The following is a 26,406-nucleotide window of genomic DNA, read 5'->3' as shown; positions in this document are numbered from 1 at the left end:
CCGCTGTTGCCGCTGCTCCGGGCGAGACCGCGCCGGCTCCCGCCGCGCCAGCCACCGAGGCCCCGGCTAAGGTCGCGGCAGCCACGCCGCCGAGCGACGTGCCCGAAATCGTGTCGCCCAAGCTCGAACATGCCGACAGCGCGGTCATCATTCGGCGCAACGATACACTGTGGCGGATCTCGCGGCGCGTCTATGGTCACGGCATGCGCTACTCCACCATATACCTCGCCAACCAGGACCAGATCAGGAATCCGAACCGCATCTGGCCGGGGCAGGTGTTCAAGGTTCCGGAAAAGTCGAAGGAAGGCGAAGCCGCCGACCTCAAGGCCATGGGCGAGCAGGCGACGACCGCGCCGATGAAGACGGAATAGGGATAGACCGGCAATTCCGGCAATCTACCCATCGGCCTAGCTTGCCCTGTCATCGTTCATCGTCTATCGCCGATGAACGATGACAGAATGCGTTCCCTTACCAGACCATGCCGCCTCGGCACTGCCTGGCTGCATGCCGGACAGCCGCGCTGTCGCGGCGCGGTTCGCAGCACTTTCGCATCCGGCGCGGATCGAGATACTGAGGCATCTGTCGGCCAGCAATTCCTGCTGCTGCCGTGAGGTCGTCGACCGTTTCGCTCTGGCCCAGTCGACGATCTCCCAGCATCTGAAAATACTGGTCGAGGCGGGCCTTGTCCGGTTCGAGCCCGACCGTCAGCGATCGCGCTATGCGGTCGATCGCGCGGCACTGGCCGACGTGTCGGCATCGCTGGCCGCGCTCATCAATTCCTGCTGCTCCGGCCGCTGACCCTCTCACCTAAAGGCAAGAAAAGTGGCCGAAAAAACCGTCTCCGCCGACACATCCACACTCACGACACTGCGCAATCTCTGGCCCTATATGTGGCCGGCCGACCGCGCCGATCTCAGGGCACGGGTGACGTGGGCGACGCTGCTGCTGGTCGTCGCCAAGGTGACGCTGGTCGCCGGTCCCTATTTCTTCAAATGGGCGACCGATGCGCTGGCGGGCGGCTTCAAAACGCCACCGCCGCTGCCATCGTTCATGCTTGCCCCGGTGATGCTGGTCATTGCCTATAATGTGCTGAGGCTCGTCCAGCTCGGCTTCAACCAGCTCCGCGATGCGCTGTTTGCCCGGGTCGGCCAGCATGCGGTTCGCCAGCTTGCCTTCCGCACCTTCGTGCACATGCATCAGCTGTCGCTACGCTTCCACCTGGAGCGCCGCACCGGCGGCCTGTCGCGCATCATCGAGCGCGGCACCAAGGGCATCGAGACGATCGTCCGCTTCATCATGCTCAACACCGCGCCGACGATCCTCGAATTCGGGCTGACCGCCGGCATATTCGGCTTCACCTATGGCTGGAAATATGTGGCCGTGGTGGCGGTCACCGTCTGCCTCTACGTCTGGTTCACGGTAAAGGCCAGCGATTGGCGCATCTCGATCCGCCGCGACATGAATGACAGCGACACCGACGCCAATACCAAGGCGATCGACTCGCTGCTCAACTTCGAAACGGTCAAGTATTTCACCAATGAGCGCATGGAGGCCGAGCGCTTCGACCGTTCGATGGCGCGTTACGAGGTCGCCGCAACCAAAACCTGGACCTCGCTCGGCTGGCTGAACTTCGGCCAGGGCTTCATCTTCGGTGTCGGCACGGTCGTCGTCATGTGCATGTCGGCGCTGGAGGTGCAGGCCGGCACCCAGAGCGTCGGCGATTTCGTTTTCATCAATGCCATGCTGGTACAGCTTTCCGTGCCGCTCAATTTCATCGGCTTTATCTATCGCGAAATCCGCCAGGGCCTCACCGACATCGAGCACATGTTCGACCTCCTCGACGTGCCGCAGGAGATCGTCGACAAGCCCAACGCCAAGCCGCTGGCCGTCAGCGCCGGCAAGGTCGAGTTCCGGGACGTCCACTTTTCCTATGATCCGAACCGCAAGATCCTGAAGGGCGTCTCCTTCGAGGTGCCGGCCGGCAAGACCGTTGCCATTGTCGGGCCGTCGGGTGCGGGCAAGTCGACCATCTCGCGGTTGCTGTTCCGCTTCTACGACGTGCAGGGTGGCCAGGTTCTGATCGACGGCCAGGACGTGAGGGACGTGACGCAGGACAGCCTGCGCGCGGTGCTCGGCATGGTGCCGCAGGACACGGTGCTGTTCAACGACACCATCGCCTACAACATCCGCTACGGCCGTGTCGGCGCGGGCGAGGACGAGGTGCGCAAGGCCGCCGAACTCGCCCAGATCGGGCCGTTTATCGAGAAGCTGCCCGACGGCTACAAGTCGATGGTCGGCGAGCGCGGGCTGAAACTTTCCGGCGGCGAGAAGCAGCGCGTGGCGATCGCCCGCACCATCCTGAAGGCACCGCCGATCCTGATGCTCGACGAAGCGACTTCCGCACTGGACAGTCATACAGAGCAGGAGATCGAGGCCGCGCTCGACCTCGTCAGCAAGGGCCGCACCACCATCGTCATCGCTCACCGCCTGTCGACGGTGATTGCCGCCGACGAAATCATCGTGCTGAAGGACGGTCAGATAGCCGAGCGCGGCACCCATGTCGACCTGATGCGAAAGCACGGCCTCTATGCCTCGATGTGGGACCGCCAGCGCGAGGCGACCGAAGCCGAGGAGCGGCTGCGCATTGCCCGCGAAAGTGACGAACTGGGTGTCGTCGTGCGCCGGCGCACATCGGAGATGTCGTAGCTCAAAAAACGTCTTGACCTCAACTTGGGTTGAGATTGTAGACCGTCGCCCGAGAGCCGCAAAACAGCATCGTCGAGGACGGGATCAAATGGATATGAGCACTACGAATCAGGATGTTAGCGGCGGCAGCGTGTTCAGGGTCGACAAGTTCGTGGTGCCCGCCAATGCCCGCGACGAGATCCTCGCAAAGGTGAAGATGACGCATGAGTTGCTGCGTCTGCAGCAAGGCTTCGTCCAGGACTTTCTGCTCGAGCAATTGTCAGGACCGGGCGAGTTCAACCTCGTCACGATCGTCGAATGGGAAAGCCAGGCTGCCGTCGACAATGTGGTGCCGATCGTCAGGGCGGCGCACGAGCGCATGGCCTTCAACCCGCAGGAGACGATCGCCCGGCTCGGAGTGCGAGCTGATATCGCCAATTATCAGCGCGTGGCCGGACTCTAGCCAGGCCAGCCCACGCCCGGCGCCGGCGCTTCGATGCCGAGCACCTGGCCGGTGCGGGCGTCGCTTGTCATATGCTCTAAGCCGCGCCACTCGGCGGCGGTGATGAACAGCGTTTTCCTGTTCGCACCGCCCAGCATGCAGGCAAAGCAGCCGCGATCGGCGGTGACGGTCTGCAAGACGTCACCGCCTTCGCGCACCCGCACGCAGTGCTTGTTGGGAACATCGGCATACCAGACCGCCCCGTCGGCATCGAGGCAGATGCCGTCGGGATATCCGTCGAGCTCGGCCCAAATGCGTCTGTTGGACAAGGAACCGTCGGCGGCAACGTCAAACGCGGTCAGCCGGCTGGCATGGGATTCGGCAATGATCAGCGTCTCGTTGTCCGGGGTCAACGCCATGCCGTTGGCGAAGGCGATAGTGTCCGCCACTTGCCTGATCGCGCCATCCGGTGTGACCAGCACGATGGTGCCGGGACCGAAATGCTGGCCGGCCGCCGGCGCCGGCCCGCCGCCATTGACGTAGATGTTGCCGCGCCCATCGACGACGATCTCGTTCCATGGGCTTTTCGACAAGCCACGCAGATCGGCGTGGGTGACCAGCGAGCCATCGCCATCCTGCCGCAACAGCAAGCCCTCGCGGCCTGAGACAACCAGCAGACGACCATCCGGTAGCCAGTCGATGGAGTAGGGCAGGACAGCCGAAACCGTGAGCATGACCTCGCTGCCGCAGTGCGCATTGAAGGCAATAATCTCGCCGGTTCCCCAATTGCAGACCCACAGGCGCCCATCATGCCAGCGCGGCGATTCGCCGAAGGCGAGGCCTTCCGTGACGATATGCGGTTTGTTGCCAGATGGTGTTCGCATGATCAGGAGCCTCCGTTGCGCGCGTCATCGGCCCTTGGCGATGAGGCGCTTCTCCCCAAGGACGGGCGAGATGAAAGTCTCCCGACAGCGGGCCGGTGTATTTTCGTGCGGGAAGAGCACTCCATCGGCTCACGTTGACGCCGAAGGTGCCGGTCTGAGCGAGGGCGGCGTCGGCGCAGATAGGTTTCTCGGCCTTTCTGGCGGCCCGGCGCAGTCAAAGGACAGCTTCGGCAGCTATGGCACAGGCATGCAATTCGGTCTCGACTTCACGAACACCGAGCATAGGGCCGTCCCCGGTCATAGGCGATCCGTGCCTGTTCATCCGCGCCGGCGATTGTCGCGTTGCGGGCAGGGGGTGTTTCGGCTATTGAGGCCGGACCTGAAACAGGGACCGCCCCCAGCCCATGAGCCTTGTCGACACGGTCAAGAACGCGTTCGTACCGATCCATCGCGAAGGCTACCCCTTCATCGCGGCGTTTGGCGCGGCGACGCTTTTCCTCGGCTATTTCTCCTCGATCCTGTTCTGGATCGGCCTGATCCTGACCGCCTGGTGCGTTTATTTCTTCCGTGACCCCGAGCGCGTCACGCCTGTTGACGACCGCCTGGTGGTAAGCCCCGCCGATGGCATCGTCTCGGCGGTGGGACCTGCCGTGCCACCGCGCGAGCTTGGCCTCGGCAATGTCGAGATGACCCGCATCTCCGTGTTCATGAACGTCTTTTCCTGCCACGTGAACCGCTCTCCGGTGCGCGGTCGCATCGCCAGGATCGAACATCGGCCGGGAAAATTTCTCAATGCCGAACTGGACAAGGCGAGCACGGAAAACGAGCGCAACGGCCTTGTCATAGAGAGCCCCAACGGCACGGTGGCCGCAGTCCAGATCGCCGGCCTGGTGGCGCGCCGCATTGTCTGCTGGACCGAGGCCGGCGCTTCGATCGGCACCGGCGAGCGTTTCGGCCTGATCCGTTTCGGCTCGCGCGTCGACGTGTTCCTGCCCTTGACAGCCACGCCGCGCGTTGCCGTTGGCCAGACGGCGGTCGGCGGCGAAACCGTGCTCGCCGAATTCGGCGGTGTCGCCGGCACGCCCCTCGTGCGGATTTCCTGACGGTGGGCACGCAGTATAAAAAATTCGAGGCCCATGCCAGCGGCGGTCCGCGTATCCGCGAGATACCGATGCGCATGGTGCTGCCCAACCTGGTCACCGTGCTTGCCATCTGCGCCGGCCTGTCCGGCATCCGCTTCGCCTTCGAAAACCGTTTTGAGACCGCGGTGGTGATGGTGCTGCTCGCCGCCTTCCTCGACGGAATAGACGGGCGCCTTGCGCGCATGCTGAAGGCGACGTCCAAATTCGGCGCGCAGATGGATTCGCTGGCCGACATCGTCAATTTCGGCGTCGCGCCGGCATTGGTGCTCTATGCCTTCCTGCTCGATAGAGCCGGCTCGCCGGGCTGGATCGCGGCGCTTCTGTTCGCCATCGCTTGCGGGCTCAGGCTTGCCCGCTTCAACGTGCTCGACGACGAGAAGGCCGAACGTCCCATATGGCAGAGTGAATATTTCGTCGGTGTGCCGGCGCCTGCAGGCGCCGTGCTGGTCATGCTGCCGCTTTATCTCTATTTCCTGCGGCTTGGGCTGGAGCCTAGCCGTCCGGCCGCCTTCGTCGCAACCGGCTTCACCATCCTGGTGGCCTTCCTGCTGGTAAGCCGCTTGCCGGTCTATTCAGGCAAGAGCGTCAAGATTCCCGGGGACAGGGTGCTGCCGATCATCCTCGCCGTCGTCCTCTACATTCTCTTGCTGATGACCTATCCCTGGTACACGCTGACGGCATCGGTCGCGGGCTACCTGGTCTTTCTCCCATTCAGCGTGCGCGCCTACTCCAAGCGTGCCAAGCTGGAAGGCGAGAAGGTGCCGCCTTCGGACATAGGTTAGAAAGTCGGCCGAAGTCCCTGATCCGACTTAGGCAGCCACGCCAAGCCCAAGCCGGTCGATCGCCAGCTTGCGCGTCGAGACATAGTCGGTCTTGCCGGAGCCGAGTACCGGGATCTCCTCGACCTTGACGATGTCGTTGGGCACCATCAGTTCGGCCGCGCCAGCCTTTTTGCCGAACTGTCGCAACTCCTCGGCACTGGCATCGTCGGCGGTGGTGACCAGCACGATGCGCTCGCCCCGCCTCTTGTCCGGCACCGCCACCGCCGCATGGCGTTCTTCCGGCCAAAGCGACTGCACCAGCATCTCGACCGCGCCCAGCGACACCATCTCGCCAGCGATCTTGGCGAAGCGCTTGGCGCGACCGCGAATGCTGATGAAGCCTTCGCGGTCGACGGCGACGATATCGCCGGTGTCGTGCCAGCCGGTCAGCGGCTGTAGCTCGCCGGGGCGGTCCGCGGTCATGTAGCCCATCATCATGTTAGGCCCGTCGAGCCACAACTGGCCGGCATCGTTGATCCCTTCGACCGGCTCCAGTTTCATGCGAATGGCCGGCAGAAGCCGGCCGACCGTGCCGTCGCGGCCGTGGATCGCGGTGTTGACGGCAACCACGGGCGCCGCCTCGGTCAGTCCGAAGCCCTCGATGATCTCGGCCTGGAAGCGTTCGCGATAGACGCGGCGGGTATCCGGCTTCACCGCCTCGGCGCCGGCGACGACGAAGCGCAGACTGGAGAAATCCCCGTCCTTGGCGGTGCGCGCATAGTTGGCGAGGAACGTGTCGGTGCCGAACATGATGGTCGGTTTCACCTTGCGCGCGATCTCGGGGATGAGCTTGTAGTGGAGAGGCGAGGGATAGAGGAACAGCTTTACCCCGGTGACAAGCGGCAGGATGGTGCCGCCCGTCAGGCCGAACGAATGGAACACCGGCAGCACGTTGAGCAGGATGTCCGCCGGCGAAATGGTGATCCGCGCCTCGGCCTGCATGGCATTGGCGAGGAGGTTCTTTTGAGACAGAACAACGGCCTTCGGCGTACCTTCGGAGCCGGAGGTGAACAGGATCACGCCGGGCTGTGCCGCGTCCTGCCGCTGCAGCGGCAGGCGCCACAGCAAGGCGGCTGCAAGCTTGTCCAGCGTGGTGACGCTTTCGCGTACATCTTCCAGCCACAGCAGCCTGGCGCCGCCCTTTTCGACCGCAGCGACGATATCGGCGAGATCGGCCTTCTCGACGAAGGCACGTGAAGAGACAACGGTGCGGATGACAGCGGTGCGGACAGCCGCGGTGACGCTTGCCGGCCCGGCCGTGTAGTTGATCATCGCCGCCACACGGCCCGCCGAGAGCAGGCCGACGAGCGACAGCACGACGCCGTTGGCGTTGGGCAGCATCACCCCCACAGCTTCGCCCGGCGCCGTCACCGCCTCGAAGCGCCTGCCCAGCACCCGCGCGCCGATGAACATCTTGCGGTAGCTCAGCGCCCCGGAAATGACGTCGTCGATGATCGGATGCGAAGCGCCGACTCTGGTTGCGGCGTCGCGCATGGCCAGGAACAGGCCGCGGTCGAGGTCGGTGCCAAAAAGCCGGGCCTCCGCGACGCGGTCGAACAGCGCATTGGTGTTGGAAGCCTGGTCCGGATTGCGCGCCACCAGTTCGGCGATCGTCATCGGCTCCAGGACACTGACCGACAGCCGTGGAAACCAGTGACGCGGTGCCTTGTCCGCCGGCGTCAGCGACACCGGCAGGTTGCGGGCGCCGGCGACGAAGATCGGCACGATGCGGGCGTCGGCCTGCATGGCGATGCGGGTGACCGCGCGAAACAGCCGAAACGTCTTGACGTCGGGCTCGACCGCGTCCGGCAGATAAACGGCCAGCCGGCCCTTGCCCTTCAGCACGCGCACCAGTCGGCGGCTGACGAAGACATGTTCGGCGTTGAAGGCAATGGTGCGGCCGAGTTCGCGCCAGGGTTCGAGCCAAGGCGAACGGGCCGAGACCCCGTCGAGTATATGCAGCGTGTCGTCGGGCAGCAGCGACAGCATCAGCGCCGGCTCGAAGCGCGACTGGTGCGAGATGACATAGATGACCGGCACCTGCGCCTTGCGAGCGATCTTGATGCGATTGTCGCTGGTCCGGTAGGCGAGCTTGAACGGTGCGTAGAGCAACGCCTGGGTGAAGCGCAGGCCCAGGCGGAATTTTTCTATCACGCCGATCAGCAACCAGGCCACAACCAGACCCGCAAGCAGCGCCAGTGTCAGGATCATGCCGCGTCTCTCCCAACGATTTTGTCATTGCGGCTCTTGTGCGACCGCTTCGGGGCAGAGCCTAGCGGAAGTCGAGGCAAGGTCAATGCGGAAGGGGCGCCCTTACGCCGCGTTCAGCCGCCCGCTGATGAAACGGAACTCCTGCGTCTTGCCGCCGTAGCCATAGGCCGCTGCCGGAACCTCATGCACGAAAGCATAGCTCTCCTGGTGCACGCCGCCTAGCAGGCGGCCAAAGGCGTCGAAGATCGCCTTGAGATAGGCCTCCAGTTCGAGCTTTGTGTTAGTGCCGTCGACCACCTTGATGTCGAGCCAGAACGTGTTGGTGCCGTGCTCGGCGAGCGACTTGCCGCCGGCGAACCAGTGCTGCGGATCGAGATAGGACACCGCAACGGCTGTGATCGTGGGATCCTTGCGCAACTGCGTGGCGGTGATCTCGGTTATTTCCCTAGCGATGCTGGCTGACAAGGTGGCGTCAGGCTTGCCGGTCACCCTGACATTGATGATTGGCATCTTTCTTCTCCTTGGTTTGTAGCGGCGTGGTCGCCGTTGAAAAGACCATGCCACCATCTGTTGATCAAAAAAACTGAATTGTTTTCAACTGATAATTCGATAAAGTCGAATTATGGAAACGCTCGATCCCGACCTGCTTAGAACCTTCCTTGCTTTCGTCGACAGCGGTTCGCTGGCGGAGGCGGCGGCGAATGTCGGCCGCTCACCCTCGGCGGTGACGGCCCAGATGCAGCGCTTGGAAGAGGTGGTCGGTGAGCCACTTCTGGCGCCGCGGGGCAGGGGGCGCGGCCTGACGCCGGCGGGCGAGGATCTTGTCGGGCACGCCAGGCGTATTCTTGCCGTGCATCGCGAGGCTTGGCTGGCGCTGAAGGGAGCACGGGCTGCCGGGCGCGTCGCCATCGGCACGACACAGGATTTCGCCGATAGCGGCCTGCCGGACCTGCTGCGTGCCTTCGCCTCCAGCCATCCCCGCGTCAGGATGGAACTGCGTGTCGGCCGCTCCGCCGAACTGGCGCAGGCGTTACAAGCTGGCAGCCTCGATCTGGCGATCGTCATGCGCCAGGCTGCCGTGCCGGACGAGGTCGGCGTGTTGCGCGAGCCGATGATATGGCTCTGTTCCAACAAGGGACTGGCCTCGCGGCAGGAAGAAGTGCCGCTGGCGCTGCTCGACCCCTATTGCGGGTTTCGCGAGGCGGCGCTCGCCGCGCTCGACGCCGCCGGCCGCCCCTATCGCATCGCTGCCGGCAGCGCCAGCCTGGCCGGGCTGCGCACCGCGGTAAATGCCGGTGTTGCGCTGACCTTGCGAACCCCGCGCTTTGCCCATTCCGGCATCGTCGAAGCGCCCCGCGAACTTGGCTTGCCGCCGGCTCCGACGGCTGAGTTCGCGATCCGGCTGCGCGCCGGTGCCGATGCGTCCGCGGGCGATCTGGCGACATTGCTCGGCGGAAGCCTCGCTTTGTCCGGACCGCTTGGTTAATTGACGAGGCGTGAAGCTCCGCCGCCGGTCTAGGGCATGGAAACCGACTTGCGGTCGGCCGGTCTATGCGAACAAAAAGCCGTTGCAAAGAAAAAGCCGACCTTGCGGTCGGCTTGGAGTAGGACGGGCCGAGGGGTTTGGGGGACTTGGGGGGGTGGCCCGTCGCATCAACAATGTCTGAGCAGGATGATGGTTCCGTGACTTGGAAAATTTTTTACGAACTATTTGCAGACGCTTGCCGGGAGCGTGCCTTCAGCCAGTCGCGGCCGGCATGGGCAAAGACGGCGCCGAGCACGATGGCACCGCCGACCATGCTGGCCATAGGCGGGATTTCGGCCAGGAACAGAAATGCAAACAGGATCGCGAACGGCACTTCCGCCGAACCGAGCAGGCCGGATTCAGGCGCCGGGATCAGCCGCGAGCCTTCCGTCCACAGGATGGAAGCCAGCGCGAAGGACGCGCCGAAGGTGGCAAGCAGGATAGCGTCCCTTGATGAGACCGCCAGGGGATCGGTGACGAACCATCCGAGTATAAACAGCAGGAACGCCGAAACCGCGCCGGCCCACACCACGGGCGTGTCACGGAATGCGCGAACCATGATCATGTACAGCGCGCTGCCGGCCGTCATCAGCAGCGCCAGCCCGTCGCCGAACAAATTGCCAGTGGCAAAACCCGACCACACCATGATGGCGACCCCGCACAGCGACACCGCCGCCGCCACCATCGTCTGCAGCCGGAACGGCTCGCGCACCAGCATCCAGGCCAGTACGGCGGCAATGAAGGGCGACGTCGCGTAGATGACCGCGACATTGGCGACAAAAGTGAACTTGAAAGCGGAAATGAAGGCGATGCTGGCCAGTGCGCCTTCGACGGCCAGCAGCCAGCCGCGCCAGCCAAGCCGCAGCGGTTCACGGTTGCCGGCACGGCGGCGGCGCAACAATACGTAGAGGCTGATCAGGATCGCGCCGACAAAGCCACGCCAGCAGGTGATCGTCAGCGGATCGGCATGGATCGACTTGGTCAGCACGCCGGTCAGCCCGAATACAGCCGCCGAGGATGAGACCAGCAGGATACCCAGCGTGCGTTCGGTGGTTTCCGCGGTGGCCGTGATCTCAGTCATGTTGGCAGCCTACCTTGCCTCGTCCTGACATCGTGGTGTCGTGAGTAATGGCCATCCACGTCAAAGCCGCTTGCGGAAATGTTCACCGCCGACGATCAGCAGGCCAGCCGCGACAATAAGCGCGGCACCCAGAAAGACCTCGCGGCGCGGCACGTCGCCCCAGATCGCGAAGCCGAGCGCGAACGCCCACAATAGTGAGGTGTATTCGAGTGGCGCCAGGATCGATGCCGGCGTGCGCTTCATGCCCTCGAAGAGAAGGTATTGCGCGAGGCCGCCGAGCGCACCGACGCTGGCAAGAAGCAGCAATTGTGCCGGGTCCGGCGTATGCCACCACAACAGCGCCGGCACCGCCGAAAAAACCAGGAAATAGAAATTGTTGAGGAGGAGCTGGATCGTCGAGCGCTCGGCAAGCGCCGTCTTGCGCAGAAGCACGATGGCGATGCCCCACAGGAAAGCCGCCGTCAGTACCAGCAACACGGGCACGGACAGGCCAAGATGGGCGGGATCGCAGGCGACAAAGACGCCGGCAAAGCCGACCAGAACGGCCAGCCAGCGCAGAAGGGGCACCTTTTCGCCGAGCAGGACCACCGATAGCACAGTGACGATGATCGGAGCCGCGTAATAGACGGTGGTCAGTTCGGCGAGTTGCAGGCTGCGGGCGGCATTGTAGTAACAGAGCCAAGCGGCGAGCGTGAAGGCGCTGCGCACCAGCATCGGCCGCACGATCGGCGAACGCACCGTGTCGGCGAACAGCGGCCGCCCGCCGATCACCGCGCAGGCGCCAAGAATGGTGATGCTGCGGAAGAACATGATCTGCCAGACGGTCATGCTGGTGACCAGCAGTTTGATCGAGACGTCCTGTGTCGAAAACAGCAAATAGGCGGCGCCCGTCAGCAGGATTCCGGCGAAGACCCTTTCGCGTGTATCGAGAATGGCGATATCGGCCATAGGCGTGCGCCTGCTTGAGTGAAGGCGGCCCCAGCCCCTGTCGGCTCCGCACCTGCCAGCTATACGGGCGAAATCCCGCACGGCGCTGCTCCAGCACCGCGCTTGCTTTTGGGGCAGGCGGCAGTGGCGCGAAATGCAGCTTGTCCCGGATGCGGCTTCTGGCGCGGCACGGCCGATTGGTTTAGCATCATCTCATAAAGCCGAAGACGAAGGCAGGCGCGGAGAACGCCGGGGGACGGACAGCGAATTGGCGCTCAGCTCATGCCAGATGTAGCATGTACAGGCGCGGCTTGACGGCCGCCTCTGCCAGAGCGGATATTGCGGGGAGAAGGCTGATGCAGAAACTGCAGTCGCAAGGCGTCCATCACATCACGCTGGTGGGTGCCGGTCGCCAGACCTCGATCGATTTCTGGGAAGGTGTGCTGGGCATGCCTTTCATCTTCGAGCAGCCCAATCTCGACAAGCCGAGCGAAAGCCATCTTTATTTCGATCCGGGCGACGGCCGGCTGATCACCATCTTCACCGACGAGACCCGCACGGCCGTGCAGCGCCGAACCCCGACCGACCCGGGCTGCGTGCATCACATCGCCTTTGCGGTGTCCCGCGTCACTTTCCTGCAGGCTGTCGCCCGGCTCGACGAGCGCGCCATCAAGCACAGTGGCGTCAAGGATCGCGGCTTCATGGATTCAATCTATTTCGAGGATCCGCTCGGCCTTCTGATCGAGCTTGCCTCTTATCGTTTCGAGCCGCCTGCAGGGTTCACCCATGCCGATGTGCTGATGGAGGCGCATAAGCTTCGCGTCGCCCGTGGCGACTACAACATCGCCGAGGTGCACCTGGCTGATGCGATCCAGGCGCTGGTGGAACGCGCGCGCGCGACATTGTCGGCGGACCGGGCGCCCAAAAATCCATACTGAAGGCTGAACAGGCAAGGGAGGAACACGTGGCAAAAGCAGTGACGAAGAGCGCAGGGAAACCGGCCGCCAAACCAGCGGCAAAAGCGACCGCAAAACCGGCGACCACGATGGCGTCAAAGCCAGCCGCCGGCAAGGCCGCGGCCAAGGCCAAGGCGAAACCGGCAAGGAAATCGGCGCTGACCATCAGCATGCTGAAGCCGAGCGTCAACAACATGACCGTTCGCGTCTTTGCCCGCGCCGCCGGACTCGACCATGCGGAGACCGATGCGTGGGGGCACACGCGCTCGCCCGAATACATGGCGCGCAATCCGGCCCACCTGACGCCGATGATCGAGGACAAGGGCCTGCCGCGCGGCGTGCTGTGGGAGAGCTGCGCCATCATGCAATATCTATCCAACAAGCATGGGCTGGAGAAATTCTACCCCAAGGCGCCAGCCAAGCGGGCGATGATAGACAGCGCCATGTTCTATCTGATCGGCACGCTCTATCCCTATGTCGCGCGCGCCACCTATCCCGCGCTCGGCTTCCCGCAATATGCCGGCGAAGTCGGTCATAGCGACGCCCACCCCGACAGGAAATCGGAAGCGCAGAAGGCCGCGGTCGCCGCCATTGCCGAACCGCTCGAGGTCTTCCACTCCTTCTTCCGCGACGGCAAGCCGTTCATCGGCGGCAAGAACCCGTCGATCGCCGACATCCGTCTTGCGGCGACGCTCGAATTCCTCGCTGTCATCGACTACGCCCTGCCCAAATGGGCGAAGGAATACGTGGCGGCGATGGAGAAGAAGCTCGGCAACGCCTATGCTGGTCCGGCCGGCGACGTGCGCGGCTACATCGCCCATGTGAGATCGCAGGCTAAGGCGTGAGTTCAACCAGTCGATGGGGCGATGAGCTGCGGAAGCGGCCGCGGGACTGATCTCACCGGCGACGTCGCGGTTCCCCGCCAGCTTGAAGTTGGCGGGGCTTACGTTAGTCTGGACGCGGATGCAGTCGAATTTTTCTCTCGACCGGCTTGAACGCTGGAGTGGTGGCGTGGCCGCCGCGGCCCTGGCGGCAACGCCCGAAGACTTGTCGGCCCGCTTCAGCGCGGCGGCAAGGGTGCTGCTTGGCTCGGATCGTGTCTATGTTGGCTTCTATCGTCGCGACATAACATCCCTGACCATCGACGATGCCGGACCCGATCGCTGGAACCGCGACTATGATGCGCGCGTCTATCGCCAGGATCCGTTCTTTCAGAGGTTCGCCAGCACCAGACGGGATTTCCTGCTGCCGTTGTCGGCTCTCAGCCAAGGCGATTTCGAGCGCACGCCGTATTATCGCGAATTCTACGGGCCCTCCGGCAGCTTCGATGAAATAACCGGTGTGTTCAACCTCGACGGACTGACCGCCGGCTATGTGACCTTTTTGCGCCGCGATGGCGCGCCGCGTTTTGGCGAGCATGATCTGGCTGTGGCCGGCGCTGCTTGCAGCGCGACAAAGCTCATTCTGCAAAGGCTGCTTCATTTGTGCCGTCTTCGGGACAAGGCTTCCGCAATCGAAGCCGCAGGGTCGCAACTCAGCGCCCGGGAAAGGCAGATCGCGCGGCTCCTGATCGAGGGTGGCAGCGCCAAGACGATTTCGCGAAACCTGTCGATTTCACCCGGCACCGTGCGCAACCACATCAAGCAGGTCTACCGCAAGCTCGGTGTGCACTCCCAAGTCGAGTTGCTGGCCGCCGGCTGGAAGGCCTCGCCCAACTGACGGTTCGCCAGCCTCACTGTCCCGTCACGACGCGTGTCCACATACGGTTTTGCAGTCGCAGCAGCTTTGCGTCGTTGTTCTCGACCACGAACAGCTTGGCCTTTACATCATCGGACGGGAAAACGCCGGGATCCTTTGCGACGGCCTGATCCATCAGCGGCAGGGATTCCGGGATGGCATTGGCATAGGAAACATAACTGGAATTGGCCGCTGCGATATCGGGCCGCAAGTTGAAATCGATCCAGGCCTGGGCATTCTCCGGATGCGGCGCATCCTTCGGCACGGCCATCGTATCGAAGTTTATCAGCGTGCCTTCCCTTGGAATGGAATATGCAATCTCCAGCTTCTTCGCGGATTCCGCCGCACGGGTCTTGGCCTGCAATATGTCGCCCGACCAGCCCAGCACGACACAGATGTCGCCATTCGCCAGGTCGTTGATGTATTTCGACGAGTGGAAGTAACGGATATAGGGCCGCACGTTGCCCATCAGCTCTTCGACCTTGGCGAGGTCGTCCGGACTGGTCGACCTGGGATCGATGTGGAGATAGTTCATAGCCATAGGAATGATCTCCGCCGGAGCATCGATCATGGCGACGCCGCAATCGGAGAATTTCTTGACGACGTCGACGTCGAAGACCATGGCGAAGGATCCTGTCGGCGCATCCGGCATCCGTTGTTTGACGGCAGCGACATTGTAGCCGATCCCATCTGTGACGGCCATGTAAGGCACGGCGTACAGGTTCTGCGGATCCGCGCCCGCGATCAGCGACAAGGCTTGCGGATCGATTTTCGAGTGGTTTGAAAGCTTCGATCTGTCGAGCCGCAGGAAAGCGCCTGCCTTCACCTGGTTCTTCAGGAACGGAAAGGCCGAGGGATAGACCACATCATATCCCGAGCCGCCGGTGAGCAGTTTCGTCTCAAGGACCTCGTTGCCGTCATAGACATCGTAGCGAACCTTGATACCTGTCTCCTTCTCGAATTTCTCAGCCGTGTCCGGCGCGATGTAGTCGGACCAGTTGTAGACGTTGACCACCTTCTCATCGTCCGCCCGGGCGACGCCGAAGCCGATAACGCAGGCAAGCGCGGCGGTCACGATTGGGAAGAGCAGAGCGCGCATGGGTATCTCCTTTTGCCGGGCGGGCCAATGCGGCGCACCGTTCTGATTTCGCTTCGGCACCCTTGCCGCTCAACGCCGTTGCGGCGCATAAACGGGTAAGGTGATACAGGCGACATTGCCGCCTCCGAGCAGAATTTCGCGGGAGTTCTCGATGCCGACGATCTTGTGGTCGGGAAACAGCGTGGCGAGCTGTTGCTTTGCCTTCCGGTCGAGATCGCAGCCGAATTCTGGCACGACCACGACGCTGTTGCCCGGATAATAGTTGATGTAACTCGCCGCGATCCGGTTGCCGGTCGGCCGCGCCCAGGTCGAATCGACCCGGTCCACGCTCTCGCTTTCTTCCATCGTCATCTCGATCGGCAGGGGATGGTGCAGCCGATGAACCTCCAGGCGACTGCCACGCGCGTCACGGGTCGAACGCAGCACCTCTTCGGCTTCGCGTACTATCTCATATTGCGGATCATCCCGCTCGTCGGTCCAGCTCAGCGCCACAACGCCCGGACGAACGAAGCAGCAGAGGTCGTCGACATGGCCATCCGTCTCGTCGAAAGCAAAACCGCGCGGCAGCCAGATGATTTTGTCGACGCCGAGATACTCGCCCAGCTGTTCTTCCACCTTCGCCTTTCCGAGATGGCCATTACGATTGCGATTGAGCAGGCACTGCTCGGTCGTGATGAGCGTACCTTGGCCATCGCATTGCAGTCCGCCGCCTTCGGCGATCAGCGGTGCGCGATAACGGTCCATCCTCTCGATATCGAGGATCTTTCGCGCCACGAGGTCGTCGAGATCCCAAGGCGAGTAGAGGCCGCCGTCGAAACCGCCATAGGCGTTGAAGATCCAATCGACGCCGCGCACTTCGCCTCGATCACTGACGACGAAATTAGGGCCACTGTCGCGCAGCCAGGAATCATTGGTGGACATTTCCACCACGCGCACCTGGCTGGGCAACCGCGCTCTTGCGTTCTGCCACTGGCGGCTGGACGCCACCACCGTCACCGGCTCGCTTTGCGCGATCGCCGCTGCGACATTGGCGAACAGCTTCTGCGCGGGCTTGGCGCCCAGCCGCCAGGTGTCCGGTCGTTCAGGCCAGATCAGCCAACAGGCCGATTTGGGCTCGAATTCGCCAGGCGCGCGAAACCCATCCTGCCTCGGTGTGGTCGAGAGCGTATGTGACATTGTGGACCGCCGGAAATGGAATGACGAAGCCTTGCCCGATCAGACGGTTTTGGGGCCTTGTCCGTCAATGTCCCATTTGGGACAGCTTGATCACCGCGCCCGCCACCGGGCCTGCATCGGAGCCTTGGTTGCCCGGGGGACTCGATGTCCTGTCGTTTACTGGGTTGCCTGGTAAAGCTCCGAAGCGGCCTGCTTCAGCGCGCGCCGTCCGTCGGGTTCGAGATACATCATGTGCCCACCTTCAACGACGTCGAGGCGGATCGGCCTGGCGCCGGCGAGCGACGGGATCTGGCTGACCAGATAACGCGATGCCAGATAGGGAGTAACGAGATCGGTGTAGCCGTTGACGATGACGACGCCCAGCGCGGGATTCAAGGACCGCGCCCGTTGCAGATCATCCATCACGCCGGCATAGCCCTGGCGCGAGGCGCTCGTCCCATAGTCCCAGTTGTGGCTGATGTCGCCGTTCAGCAAGCGGTAGCTGACATCGGTGCGAAAGTTCAGCTCGTCGCGCGCGTAAGCGACAAAGGCCGAGGTCAGCGCCGGCACACTACGGTCCAGCACCGGATCGGGGCCAGCGATACGGGCGCTCTGGGGAGCGATGTCCGCCGTCGCGATCATGCCGTCATAAGGGCTGAGCACCTTGCCCGTGGCACGGCCAAACTCCCGTGCGAAGAGCGAGGTCGGAACGCGGGCGAAGTTGCGGTGAACGAGGTCGAGAGGCAGGCCGGTGATCTCGGCCACGCGATCGCCCGCCAGCCGTCCGCCTTGCTCCAGCCCACTGGTGAGCGCACTGAGGTACTCGCCAAGTGCATAATGCTCGACCTCGGCGAGCTTTTTCCGCAATGTGTCGCCGTTGACGCCTTCACTGCGCAGGCGAACCGCGGCGAGGGAGGGTAGTTCGAGAGCCCAATGCAGCGGCTCGAATTCGTCGGGCTGCACCAGGGTGAATTCCAGCGCTGGCGAGATCAGCACGATGCCGCTCGGGCTGATGCCGATGTCTTCCTGCAGTGTCCTGGCAAGCAGTGCCGCCCGGAATCCGCCATAGCTCTCACCGGCGAGGAACAGCGGAGATCCCATGCGGCCGTTTTGGGCGAGATAGAGTCTGATGAAGGCGCCGATCGAACTGGCGTCCTGGCTGACGCCCCAGAAGTCGTGCGTATCCTGGCCGGGCGCCTCGCGGCTGTAGCCGGTTCCCACCGGGTCGACGAAGACGAGGTCGGTCATGTCGAGCCAACTGTCGGGATTGTCGATGAGTTTTTGCGGCGCGGGGAGGAATTCCCCGCCGGCTCCGGTCGCCACGATGCGCGGTCCGAGCGCGCCGAGATGCAGATAGGCTGAAGCGGCGCCCGGGCCGCCGTTGAACACGAAGGTGATTGGCCGCGGTGCTTCCGTCGCCACGCTCTCCCGTGGCTTCAGCGTATAGGCAACATAGAAGATCTCCGCCGTGACCTCGCCCTTCCCGGAGAGCAGCGGAAGCGTGCCGGCCTTTGCTTGATACTGCAGGCTGCGTCCGCCAATCGTGATCGAATGGTCGGTGATCTCAGGTGACGGCAGCAGTGAAAGCACGCCGCCCGCGGGTGCCGGCCGCTCCGTCGTTTCGGCCAGGAGAGGCTGCGCGAAGCCGGCAAGCATGAAGAGGACAAGGGAGACGAGTTTCAGCTTGGAACGCATGAGACCTCCGCGGAAAGGACTCCCGCATAGCTATGGCCGAGGCGAATGAAGTCAAAGGGAACAGACGGTGACGCGCCCAGTGCTGTTCCGCCGAAACCATTTCCTGACAGCCGGGGTCGTCATGTTCGGATTGCCTCACACGTCTCGCAGGACCATGCTATCACAGCAGAAAGCCGTTCTCGGAGGAACGAAAATGGACGCAACCGAGCTCAAGGCCATGCAGGCGCCGCTGAAGCAGGCCTACCGCGGCGACGCCACGCAAGCACTGATCACGCTAAGGGCAAAGGGCTCGATCGACGAACAGTCGGTGGCCTGCAAGGTGGAGACGGGCAGGGCGTTGGCAATCGCCGGCCTTCATCCGGCAACAGGCGGCTCGGGGCTCGAACTGTGCTCCGGTGACATGCTGCTCGAGGCGCTGGTGGCGTGCGCCGGGGTGACGCTGAAGGCAGTGGCGACGGCGCTCGAATTCAAGCTCGGCGCCGCTACCGTTGAAGCCGAAGGCGACCTTGATTTTCGCGGCACTCTTGGCGTCGCCAAGGATGCGCCGGTTGGCTTTCGCGCCATTCGGCTCAATTTCAATCTCGACACGGCGGAGCCACGGGAGCGCATCGATTCGCTGCTGAAGCTGACCGAGCGCTATTGCGTGGTGTTCCAGACCATCAACCAGAAGCCGGAACTGACGGTGAGCGCGCGGTGATGAATCACAAGGCCCGCGGCAGCGGTCGCGGGCCTTGTGAATACCTGATGCTTACTGAGCTGCCGGCTCTTCGGCGTCGCCTTCGTCGGTGAAGGGCGAGGCGCTCGGCACGCACTGCACGGACCAGCCGGCGGGTGTCGGCTGCTTCTGATACTCGGTGATGGCGGCGGTGCACTGTTCGCGCTTGTCGAAGGTGCTGGGCAGCACGACCATGCCGCCCTGCGGGCCGGCGATTACCAGATACCAGACCAATGCTGCGGTCGTAGCCATGGAGTTTTCCTTGTTCTGCCCAGCTCGGGCTCTCGTTGCAGGAGTCGTTCGATCCTAACAACTCCTCGGAAATGACGAAAGCATGACCGCCCAGCGGCCTTCTCGCCTCAGATCACAGCCGCGTGATGATGCGTCGGGTTTTCTAGCCGGCGTGTTGCCCTCCACTATGGTTCAGTTGGTCGCAAAACAATAGAACAGGCCGTCGCCGCCTGTGCCTTTCAGCGCCTCCTGGCTGCAGCCGCCACGCGAGGCATGCGAGGAATTCCACGACTTCGCCGCCGCCGAATCGTCGAGACCGGTGCGGTCGTGATGGCCCATCATCGCCGCCCCTTCGGAGCCGCTCATCGTCCAGTCGCCGCAGGTCTGGTCGGCGATCCTGGTGCCGTCGGGCTTGGAGCCGGTCAGCATGTCGTGCCGGTTGGGCGTATCGCCGCGGCCGTTGACCGTTTCACCCTTCTCGTTCAGCGCGGTCTGCTTGGTGATGCCGTTGGCGTCGCCGTGCAGCGAGGCGATATCATCGGCGATCTTGGTGTCCTTGGCGTTGAACCAGGGACCCTTGCCGATGCGATCGCGCGCATCCTCCGCGCTGGTCGAGAGATAGGCGTGCCATGTCTTGCCGGTGACGCCGGCGGCTTCCGCCAGCGACGCGCAATAGGCATCCGCGCCCTTCAGCCCGCCGAGATCGGCCCCCTTGCCGGAGCCGACGCTGGTGACGAAGAAACTCATCTTGGCATCTTGGGAAACGGCCACACCGACCGTAGCTCCAAGAGCGGTGGTAAGGGCGGTGGCGGCAACGATGGCGAGTCTTGGCATGTCGGTCCTCCGGTTTCGAATGTCCTACGTCGGAAGAACGTAGCCGAAGGCTGTTTTAATCCGTTTCGAACCGGCTTTTATTCCGGTTGCCGGTAGGCGACGAAGCGGTTGTGCTTGGCCTGGAAGATCAGCCCGGTCTCTTTGAGGTCCGGGCTGGCCAGCGGCACGATGCGTTTGGCGATCTCGGAGGGGTGCGGCAATGTCTCGGGATCCTCACCGGGCACGGCTTGCGCGCGCATCGCGGTGCGGGTGGCGCCGGGATCGGCTGCATTGACGCGCAGCGGCAGGCTTTGCGTCTCATGCGCCCAGGAGCGCATCATGGTCTCCACCGCCGCCTTCGATGCCGCGTAAGGCGCCCAGAAGGCGCGCGCCGAATGCGCCACGTTGGACGACAGGATAATCACCCGGCCGGCATCCGAAAGCCGCAGCAGCGGGTCGACCGAACGGATCAGCCGCCAGGTCGAGGTGACGTTGATGGTCATCACCTTTTCGAAGGTCTTGGCCTCGACATGGCCGATCGGCGAGATGACGCCAAGCACGCCGGCATTGGCGACGAGGATGTCGAGCTTGCCCCAGCGCTCGTGGATGGCGCCGCCCAGCCGGTCGATGCCGGCCATGTCGGCGAGATCAAGCGGCACCAATGTCGCCTGGCCGCCGGCCGCCTTGATCTGGTCGTCGAGTTCTTCCAGCCCGCCGACGGTGCGGGCAACCGCGATGACATGCGCGCCGGCGGCAGCCAATTCCCTGGCGATGAAATAGCCAATGCCGCGCGAGGCGCCGGTGACGACCGCAACGCGGCCGGTAAGGTCGAGGGTCATGCGATGGCTTCCGGAACTCTGGCTAAGGCTGATGACAATCCGGCAATTCTACGCCCCGCTTGTCGCCAGCAGCGACAGCGTGCGCACATTGTCGTGGCCTTCGAAGTCGAGCAGGCGGGTCGGATACTGGCCGGTGAAGCACGCGTCGCAGAACTGCGGCTGCTCATCGTCGCGGCTCGCCTCGCCGACGGCGCGGTAGAGCCCGTTGATCGACAGGAAACCGAGCGAATCGACCCGAATGAACTCGGCCATCTCTTCCACCGACATGCGCGAAGCCAGCAGCTTCGACTTCTCCGGCGTGTCGACGCCATAGAAGCATGATGCGCTGGTCGGCGGCGAGGCGATGCGCATGTGCACTTCCTTGGCGCCGGCGTCCCGCACCATCTGCACGATCTTCTGGCTGGTGGTGCCGCGCACGATGCTGTCGTCGACCAGCACCACGCGCTTGCCCTCGATCATGCGGCGATTGGCGTTGTGCTTGAGCTTGACGCCCATATGGCGGATCGAATCGCCGGGCTGGATGAAGGTGCGGCCGACATAGTGGTTGCGGATGATGCCGAGTTCGAAGGGAATGCCCGCCGCCTGGCTGAATCCGATTGCCGCCGGCGTGCCCGAGTCCGGCACCGGTACGACGATATCGGCGTCGACCGGATTTTCCTGCGCCAGTTCCGCGCCGATGCGCTTGCGCACCTCATAGACATTGCGGCCCTCGACCGAGGAGTCGGGTCGGGCGAAATAGACATATTCGAAGATGCAGAAGCGAGTCTTCTGCGGTTCGAACGGGAACAGGCTCTCAATGCCCTTGGAGGTGACGACGACCATCTCGCCGGGCTTCAGGTCGCGCACGAAACGCGCGCCGATGATGTCGAGCGCACAGGTCTCGGAGGCCAGGATCCAGGCGCCGTCGAGATCGCCCAGCACCAGCGGGCGGATGCCGAGCGGATCGCGGCAGCCGATCATCTTCTTGGCCGTCATCGCCACCAGCGAGAAGGCGCCCTCGACCTGGCGCACCGCGTCGATGAAGCGCGAGTTGAGGTCGCGCTCCTTGCTGGTCGCGACCAGATGCAAAAGCGTCTCGGTGTCGGAGGTGGAGGAGAAGATCGCGCCTTGTTTCTGCAGCGCGCGCTGTACCGTCATGGCGTTGGTGAGGTTGCCGTTATGGGCGACGGCAAAGCCGCCATCGGCCAATTCGGCGAAGAAGGGTTGGATGTTGCGCATGCCGGCGCCGCCGGTGGTCGCGTAGCGCGTATGGCCGATGGCGCGGTTGCCTTGCAGGCTGTCGATGACGCGCTGCTTGGTGAAGGTGTCGCCGATCAGGCCGACATGGCGTTCGACATGGAATTGGGTGCCGTCATAGGAGACGATGCCGGCCGCTTCCTGACCTCGATGCTGCAGCGCATGCAGGCCGAGTGTGACGATGGCCGCCGCGTCCTGCCGGCCAAAGATGCCGAACACGCCGCACTCGTCATGGAAATGATCGTCAGCCTCGGCGGAAAGCACGTCGTCTGCGTCTGCCATCTTAAGCTCCGCTAAAATCGCCATATAAGGCGGTCGCGCGTCGAAAGCAACGCACTGCATGCGATCGTTCACATGGATCGATCGTCAGACGCCGCGTTCGGACCTCAGTTGGCGGGCGCTGGCGCCGGCTTGGCGGTGTTGTCGGCAGGACCGGCGTCGTTGTCATCGGGCGCTGGCGCATTGGCGTCGTCGCCGCCGGCTGGTGCATCCGCCGCCGGTGCGTCGGGCGCGACGGGCGTCTCGACGGCCGGCTGATTCGGATTGAGCTTCTTGAGGATGGCGTTTTCCGGGTCCTCTGGCAGCAGGCTCTCGAGCTTGGCGCCGATCTGTTCCAGCAGCGGCCGCGACTTGGCTTCCGTGACCCAGGCCGGGGCCTTGGCGCCGGCCAGCCAGTTGAAGAACAGCAACGCCACCGCGACGACCAGGACGCCGCGCGCGGCGCCGTAGAGGAAGCCGAGCGTGCGGTCGAGGGCGCCGATGCGCGAATCGATGATCCAGTCGGCAAGCTTCATGGTGATGACCGAAACCACGATCAGCGCGATGATGAAGACCACGCCTGCGGCCGCCGCCATGGCGATCTTCTCATTGTCGACATAGGGCTTCAGGTAGGGCAGGACCGGTTTGTAGAAGAAGAAGGCCGCCGCCGCCGCCGCCGCCCAGGAGACGACCGAAAGCACCTCGCGCGAAAAGCCGCGAACCATGGCGAGCATCGCCGAGACCAGGGTGAAGCCGACGAGAATTCCGTCAAGCAGCGTAATCGGCATGTCTTTGGCCCCACTCCGATCTCTTGTTCACGACTCGACGAGCCGCGTCATTCTTCATCGTCGGCACGGCCCCGCCGTGAGCCGGCTATGCGCGCCACGAGGTCGGCAAGCTCGGTCGGTTGGAAAGCGCCGGCCCCGATCCCCCCAGCAAGTTCCTCGCTGCCCAAGGGCAGAACCGCGCTACCAAAACCCAGCTTTTCGGCTTCCTTGAGACGCTGCTGCGCATGCGCCACCGGCCTCACCGCGCCCGAAAGGCTGATTTCGCCGAAATAGACGCAATCGGCGGGGAGGGCAAGACCAGTGAGCGAGGAAACCAGTGCGGCTGCGACCGCGAGATCGGCTGCCGGCTCGCTGATGCGGTAGCCGCCGGCGACGTTGAGGTAGACGTCATGCTGCCCGAAACGGACACCGCAATGCGCTTCCAGCACTGCCAGGATCATCGACAGCCGCGCGCCGTCCCAGCCGACCACCGCCCGGCGCGGGGTGCCAAGCGAGGAGGCCGCGACCAGTGCCTGGATTTCGACCAGAACCGGCCTGGTGCCTTCCATGCCGGCGAAAACCGCTGCTCCCGGCGATTTCGCGTGCCGTTCGCCAAGGAAAAGCTCGGATGGATTGGAGACCTCGCGCAGACCTTTGTCCGACATTTCGAAGACCCCGATCTCGTCGGTCGGTCCGAAGCGGTTCTTCACCGTGCGCAGGATGCGGAAGTGGTGGCCGCCTTCGCCCTCGAAATAGAGCACGCCGTCAACCATGTGCTCGACCACGCGCGGACCCGCGATCTGGCCTTCCTTGGTGACATGGCCGACCAGCACGATGGCGGCACCCGTGGATTTCGCGTAGCGGATCATCGCCTGGGCGGCGGCGCGCACCTGTGTGACGGTGCCTGGCGCCGAATCGGCCAAGTCGGTCCACAGCGTCTGGATCGAATCGAGGATGACCAGATCGGGCCGCTTGCCGTCGGCGATCGTGGCAAGGATATCCTCGACATTGGTCTCGGCCGCGAGTTCAACCGGGGCCGAGGCGACGCCGAGCCTCTGCGCACGCAGCCTGATCTGGGCAACTGCCTCTTCGCCCGAGACATAGACGATGCGATGGCCCTTGGAGGCAAGGGCGGCCGCGGCCTGGGTGAGCAGCGTCGATTTGCCGATACCGGGATCGCCGCCGACCAGAAGTGCCGAGCCCCGAACGAAACCGCCACCAGTGGCGCGGTCGAGTTCACCGATGCCTGAGATGATACGCGGCGCGTCCTCGATATCGCCCGAAAGCGTTGTCAGCACCACCGCGCGGCCCTTGCGGGCATTGCGCGTGTTGGCAGGGCCCGAGCCGATGCCGCCAGATGTGCCTTCCTCGACCAGCGTGTTCCACTCGCCGCAGGCATCGCATTTGCCGGCCCAGCGCTGATGCACCGAACCGCAATTCTGGCAGATGAACTGGACGCGGGATTTGACCACGCTTTACCTTCCCGCCCGCCGGCGGGCGCCGCGCGCGACAGCCAATCTCCCCCCATGTAGAGGAGATGTCCGGCAGGACAGAGGGCGGCGCAGAGCGTCGAGACCCGTTGCTATCGGCGAGGTCGCTGGCAAGAGGCTACTCAAACCTTTCCGCGATATGGTGCTCTTCCGCGAGATCGGAGAAGCGGGTGAATTCGCCGTGGAAGGCGAGCGTGACAGAGCCAGTCGGCCCATGGCGCTGCTTGGCCACGATCACCTCGGCCTTGCCGCGCATCTCGTTCATGTCGTTTTCCCACTTGACGTATTCCTCGGTGCCGAGCTTCGGCTCGCGGTTCTTGAGGTAATATTCCTCGCGATAGACGAACATGACGACGTCGGCGTCCTGCTCGATCGAACCGGATTCGCGCAGGTCGGAGAGCTGCGGGCGCTTGTCGTCGCGGCTTTCGACCTGACGCGAGAGCTGCGACAGCGCGATGATCGGCACGGCCAGCTCCTTGGCCAGAGCCTTCAGGCCCGTGGTGATCTCGGTGATTTCCTGCACGCGGTTCTGCGAAGACTTGGCGGATGAACCCTGCATCAGCTGAATATAGTCGATGACGATCAGGTCTAGGCCGCGCTGGCGCTTCAGACGACGCGCACGGGCAGACAACTGGGCAATGGAAATACCGCCGGTCTGGTCGATGAACAGCGGGATCTTCTGCATGGTCTGAGAACAGGCGACCAGCTTTTCGAAGTCCATTTCGCTGATTTCGCCGCGGCGGATCTTGGAGGACGAGATTTCCGTCTGTTCGGAAATGATGCGGGTTGCGAGCTGTTCGGACGACATTTCGAGCGAGAAAAAACCGACCACGCCGCCATTGGCCGCCTTGAATGAGCCATCGGCCTGCTGCGCCGGCTCATACATCTCGGCGATGTTGAAGGCGATGTTGGTGGCGAGTGATGTCTTGCCCATGCCTGGACGGCCGGCGATGATGATCAGATCGGACGACTGCAGGCCGCCCATGCGGCGGTCGAGATCGCGCATGCCGGTGGCGAGGCCCGATAGACCGCCGTCACGCATATAGGCGGCGTTGGCCATGTCGACCGCGGTCTTGACCGCGTCGGTGAAGCTCTCGAAGCCGCCGTCATAGCGCCCGGTCTCGGCCAGCTCGAACAGGCGGCGCTCCGCGTCCTCGATCTGTTCGGAAGGCGACATGTCGACAGGGGCGTCATAAGCGATGTTGACCATGTCCTCGCCGACGGTGATCAGCGCCCGGCGCGTCGCCAGATCATAAATGGCGCGGCCGTAGTCGGTGGCGTTGACGACGGTGACGGCTTCCACCGCCAGCCGCACCACATACTGCGCTACCGTCATGTCGCCGACCTTTTCGTCGGCGGGCAGGAAGGTCTTGAGCGTGATCGGCGTCGCCGCCTTGCCCATCCGGATCAGCTCGGCCGCGACATCGTAGATCTTGCGGTGCAGGGGTTCGTAGAAATGGCCGGACTTCAGGAAGTCGGACACCCGGTAGAAGGCGTCGTTGTTGACGAGTATAGCGCCAAGCAGCGCCTGCTCGGCCTCGATGTTGTTGGGCGATTCGCGATAGAGCGGTTGCTCCGCCACGCTGAATTTTCGTGCTGCCTCTGCCATGATGTCCCCGATTTCAATCCCCGTCTGTCGATATCAGAACTGGACAAGTCAGTGCTGACTTATCTGCAACAGCCCGTGAAGAAGCGGC

At 63.6% G+C, this 26,406-nt stretch carries 26 protein-coding genes; 11 read left to right on the top strand and 15 right to left on the bottom strand.

The genetic code is table 11. From position 1 onward, the window contains the following. The 4 genes from X739_RS0134895 to X739_RS144700 form a co-directional block, all read left to right on the top strand. A partial coding sequence (locus tag X739_RS0134895; RefSeq protein WP_031252163.1) for a LysM peptidoglycan-binding domain-containing protein occupies positions 1 to 371 on the top strand: 371 nt, incomplete at its 5' end. A 79-nt stretch (positions 372 to 450) separates the two neighbouring features. Beyond that, entirely contained in the window at positions 451 to 798 is a 348-nt protein-coding gene (locus X739_RS144690; RefSeq protein WP_023773364.1) for a metalloregulator ArsR/SmtB family transcription factor, read from the top strand. Positions 799 to 822: 24 nt separating this feature from the next. Beyond that, the gene (locus X739_RS144695; RefSeq protein ID WP_023795306.1) at positions 823 to 2,706 is read left to right on the top strand and encodes an ABC transporter ATP-binding protein/permease; all 1,884 of its coding nucleotides are present in this window, start codon (positions 823 to 825) and stop codon (positions 2,704 to 2,706) included. Positions 2,707 to 2,800: 94 nt separating this feature from the next. Beyond that, positions 2,801 to 3,148, top strand: coding sequence for a hypothetical protein (locus X739_RS144700; RefSeq protein ID WP_023795305.1), 348 nt, complete (start codon positions 2,801 to 2,803; stop codon positions 3,146 to 3,148). On the opposite strand, the gene X739_RS144705 is transcribed toward X739_RS144700, so the two are convergent. Then, positions 3,145 to 4,011 carry an SMP-30/gluconolactonase/LRE family protein gene (locus tag X739_RS144705; RefSeq protein WP_023795304.1) on the bottom strand — a complete coding sequence of 289 codons (867 nt, stop codon included), beginning with the start codon at positions 4,009 to 4,011 and terminating at the stop codon, positions 3,145 to 3,147. The genes X739_RS144700 and X739_RS144705 overlap by 4 nt on opposite strands. A gap of 404 nt (positions 4,012 to 4,415) precedes the next feature. On the opposite strand from X739_RS144705, the gene X739_RS144710 reads away from it, so the two are divergent. Together X739_RS144710 and pssA are read left to right on the top strand one after the other, a co-directional pair. Further along, the gene (locus tag X739_RS144710) at positions 4,416 to 5,114 is read left to right on the top strand and encodes a phosphatidylserine decarboxylase (protein ID WP_015318533.1); all 699 of its coding nucleotides are present in this window, start codon (positions 4,416 to 4,418) and stop codon (positions 5,112 to 5,114) included. A 74-nt stretch (positions 5,115 to 5,188) separates the two neighbouring features. Beyond that, on the top strand, positions 5,189 to 5,935 hold the full coding sequence (pssA, locus tag X739_RS144715; protein WP_245273911.1) for a CDP-diacylglycerol--serine O-phosphatidyltransferase: 747 nt from the start codon (positions 5,189 to 5,191) through the stop codon (positions 5,933 to 5,935). Between the two features lie 27 nt (positions 5,936 to 5,962). Here pssA and X739_RS144720 read toward each other — a convergent pair whose 3' ends face one another. Both X739_RS144720 and X739_RS144725 read right to left on the bottom strand, forming a co-directional pair. Next, positions 5,963 to 8,185 (bottom strand): AMP-binding protein, encoded by a 2,223-nt coding sequence (locus X739_RS144720; protein WP_023795303.1) that lies wholly within the window; start codon positions 8,183 to 8,185, stop codon positions 5,963 to 5,965. Positions 8,186 to 8,287: 102 nt separating this feature from the next. Further along, positions 8,288 to 8,695: a 4-oxalocrotonate tautomerase family protein gene (locus X739_RS144725; RefSeq protein WP_023773370.1), complete on the bottom strand. Its 408-nt coding sequence runs from the start codon at positions 8,693 to 8,695 to the stop codon at positions 8,288 to 8,290. A gap of 112 nt (positions 8,696 to 8,807) precedes the next feature. Between X739_RS144725 and X739_RS144730 the strand changes: the two genes are divergently transcribed. Beyond that, complete coding sequence (locus tag X739_RS144730; RefSeq protein WP_023795302.1) at positions 8,808 to 9,671, top strand: LysR substrate-binding domain-containing protein; 864 nt, start codon at positions 8,808 to 8,810, stop codon at positions 9,669 to 9,671. 214 nt (positions 9,672 to 9,885) lie between these two features. On the opposite strand, the gene X739_RS144735 is transcribed toward X739_RS144730, so the two are convergent. Continuing rightward, positions 9,886 to 10,791 carry a DMT family transporter gene (locus tag X739_RS144735; RefSeq protein ID WP_023795301.1) on the bottom strand — a complete coding sequence of 302 codons (906 nt, stop codon included), beginning with the start codon at positions 10,789 to 10,791 and terminating at the stop codon, positions 9,886 to 9,888. Positions 10,792 to 10,851: 60 nt separating this feature from the next. Beyond that, positions 10,852 to 11,739, bottom strand: coding sequence for a DMT family transporter (locus tag X739_RS144740; protein WP_023782875.1), 888 nt, complete (start codon positions 11,737 to 11,739; stop codon positions 10,852 to 10,854). Positions 11,740 to 12,074: 335 nt separating this feature from the next. Here X739_RS144740 and X739_RS144745 point away from each other — a divergent pair, with 335 nt between their 5' ends. The 3 genes from X739_RS144745 to X739_RS144755 all read left to right on the top strand — a co-directional run bounded on the left by X739_RS144745 (position 12,075) and on the right by X739_RS144755 (position 14,393). Further along, positions 12,075 to 12,656, top strand: a complete 582-nt coding sequence (locus X739_RS144745) for a VOC family protein (protein WP_023782876.1) — start codon at positions 12,075 to 12,077, stop codon at positions 12,654 to 12,656. Positions 12,657 to 12,682: 26 nt separating this feature from the next. After that, the gene (locus X739_RS144750; protein ID WP_023782877.1) at positions 12,683 to 13,519 is read left to right on the top strand and encodes a glutathione S-transferase family protein; all 837 of its coding nucleotides are present in this window, start codon (positions 12,683 to 12,685) and stop codon (positions 13,517 to 13,519) included. Positions 13,520 to 13,685: 166 nt separating this feature from the next. After that, positions 13,686 to 14,393 (top strand): LuxR C-terminal-related transcriptional regulator, encoded by a 708-nt coding sequence (locus X739_RS144755; protein WP_023773376.1) that lies wholly within the window; start codon positions 13,686 to 13,688, stop codon positions 14,391 to 14,393. Positions 14,394 to 14,406: 13 nt separating this feature from the next. On the opposite strand, the gene X739_RS144760 is transcribed toward X739_RS144755, so the two are convergent. The 3 genes from X739_RS144760 to X739_RS144770 form a co-directional block, all read right to left on the bottom strand. Then, a complete protein-coding gene (locus X739_RS144760; RefSeq protein ID WP_023773377.1) occupies positions 14,407 to 15,510 on the bottom strand; it encodes a polyamine ABC transporter substrate-binding protein in 1,104 nt (367 codons plus the stop codon). A 69-nt stretch (positions 15,511 to 15,579) separates the two neighbouring features. Beyond that, positions 15,580 to 16,686, bottom strand: a complete 1,107-nt coding sequence (gene aguA, locus X739_RS144765; RefSeq protein ID WP_023773378.1) for an agmatine deiminase — start codon at positions 16,684 to 16,686, stop codon at positions 15,580 to 15,582. 156 nt (positions 16,687 to 16,842) lie between these two features. Beyond that, positions 16,843 to 18,360 carry an alpha/beta hydrolase gene (locus X739_RS144770; protein ID WP_023773379.1) on the bottom strand — a complete coding sequence of 506 codons (1,518 nt, stop codon included), beginning with the start codon at positions 18,358 to 18,360 and terminating at the stop codon, positions 16,843 to 16,845. 193 nt (positions 18,361 to 18,553) lie between these two features. Between X739_RS144770 and X739_RS144775 the strand changes: the two genes are divergently transcribed. Then, positions 18,554 to 19,057, top strand: a complete 504-nt coding sequence (locus X739_RS144775; protein ID WP_023773380.1) for an OsmC family protein — start codon at positions 18,554 to 18,556, stop codon at positions 19,055 to 19,057. Positions 19,058 to 19,108: 51 nt separating this feature from the next. On the opposite strand, the gene X739_RS144780 is transcribed toward X739_RS144775, so the two are convergent. The 7 genes from X739_RS144780 to X739_RS144810 form a co-directional block, all read right to left on the bottom strand. Next, positions 19,109 to 19,327, bottom strand: a complete 219-nt coding sequence (locus X739_RS144780; RefSeq protein ID WP_015318519.1) for a hypothetical protein — start codon at positions 19,325 to 19,327, stop codon at positions 19,109 to 19,111. 171 nt (positions 19,328 to 19,498) lie between these two features. Then, positions 19,499 to 20,140: a hypothetical protein gene (locus X739_RS144785; protein ID WP_023795300.1), complete on the bottom strand. Its 642-nt coding sequence runs from the start codon at positions 20,138 to 20,140 to the stop codon at positions 19,499 to 19,501. 77 nt (positions 20,141 to 20,217) lie between these two features. Then, positions 20,218 to 20,958, bottom strand: coding sequence for an SDR family NAD(P)-dependent oxidoreductase (locus X739_RS144790; protein ID WP_023773382.1), 741 nt, complete (start codon positions 20,956 to 20,958; stop codon positions 20,218 to 20,220). 48 nt (positions 20,959 to 21,006) lie between these two features. Beyond that, entirely contained in the window at positions 21,007 to 22,476 is a 1,470-nt protein-coding gene (gene purF, locus X739_RS144795; RefSeq protein ID WP_023773383.1) for an amidophosphoribosyltransferase, read from the bottom strand. Positions 22,477 to 22,580: 104 nt separating this feature from the next. Next, positions 22,581 to 23,240 carry a CvpA family protein gene (locus X739_RS144800; RefSeq protein ID WP_023773384.1) on the bottom strand — a complete coding sequence of 220 codons (660 nt, stop codon included), beginning with the start codon at positions 23,238 to 23,240 and terminating at the stop codon, positions 22,581 to 22,583. A 47-nt stretch (positions 23,241 to 23,287) separates the two neighbouring features. Further along, a complete protein-coding gene (radA, locus tag X739_RS144805; RefSeq protein ID WP_023773385.1) occupies positions 23,288 to 24,691 on the bottom strand; it encodes a DNA repair protein RadA in 1,404 nt (467 codons plus the stop codon). A 136-nt stretch (positions 24,692 to 24,827) separates the two neighbouring features. After that, positions 24,828 to 26,318 carry a replicative DNA helicase gene (locus X739_RS144810; protein ID WP_023773386.1) on the bottom strand — a complete coding sequence of 497 codons (1,491 nt, stop codon included), beginning with the start codon at positions 26,316 to 26,318 and terminating at the stop codon, positions 24,828 to 24,830. Positions 26,319 to 26,406: the final 88 nt, after the last annotated feature.

Origin of the sequence: Mesorhizobium sp. LNHC209A00 (genome assembly GCF_000502915.1) — a bacterium.
Taxonomy (GTDB): Bacteria; Pseudomonadota; Alphaproteobacteria; order Rhizobiales; family Rhizobiaceae; genus Mesorhizobium.
The sequence above is the reverse complement of the archived record's forward strand: the minus strand, read 5'-3'. Positions and strand labels throughout refer to the sequence as shown.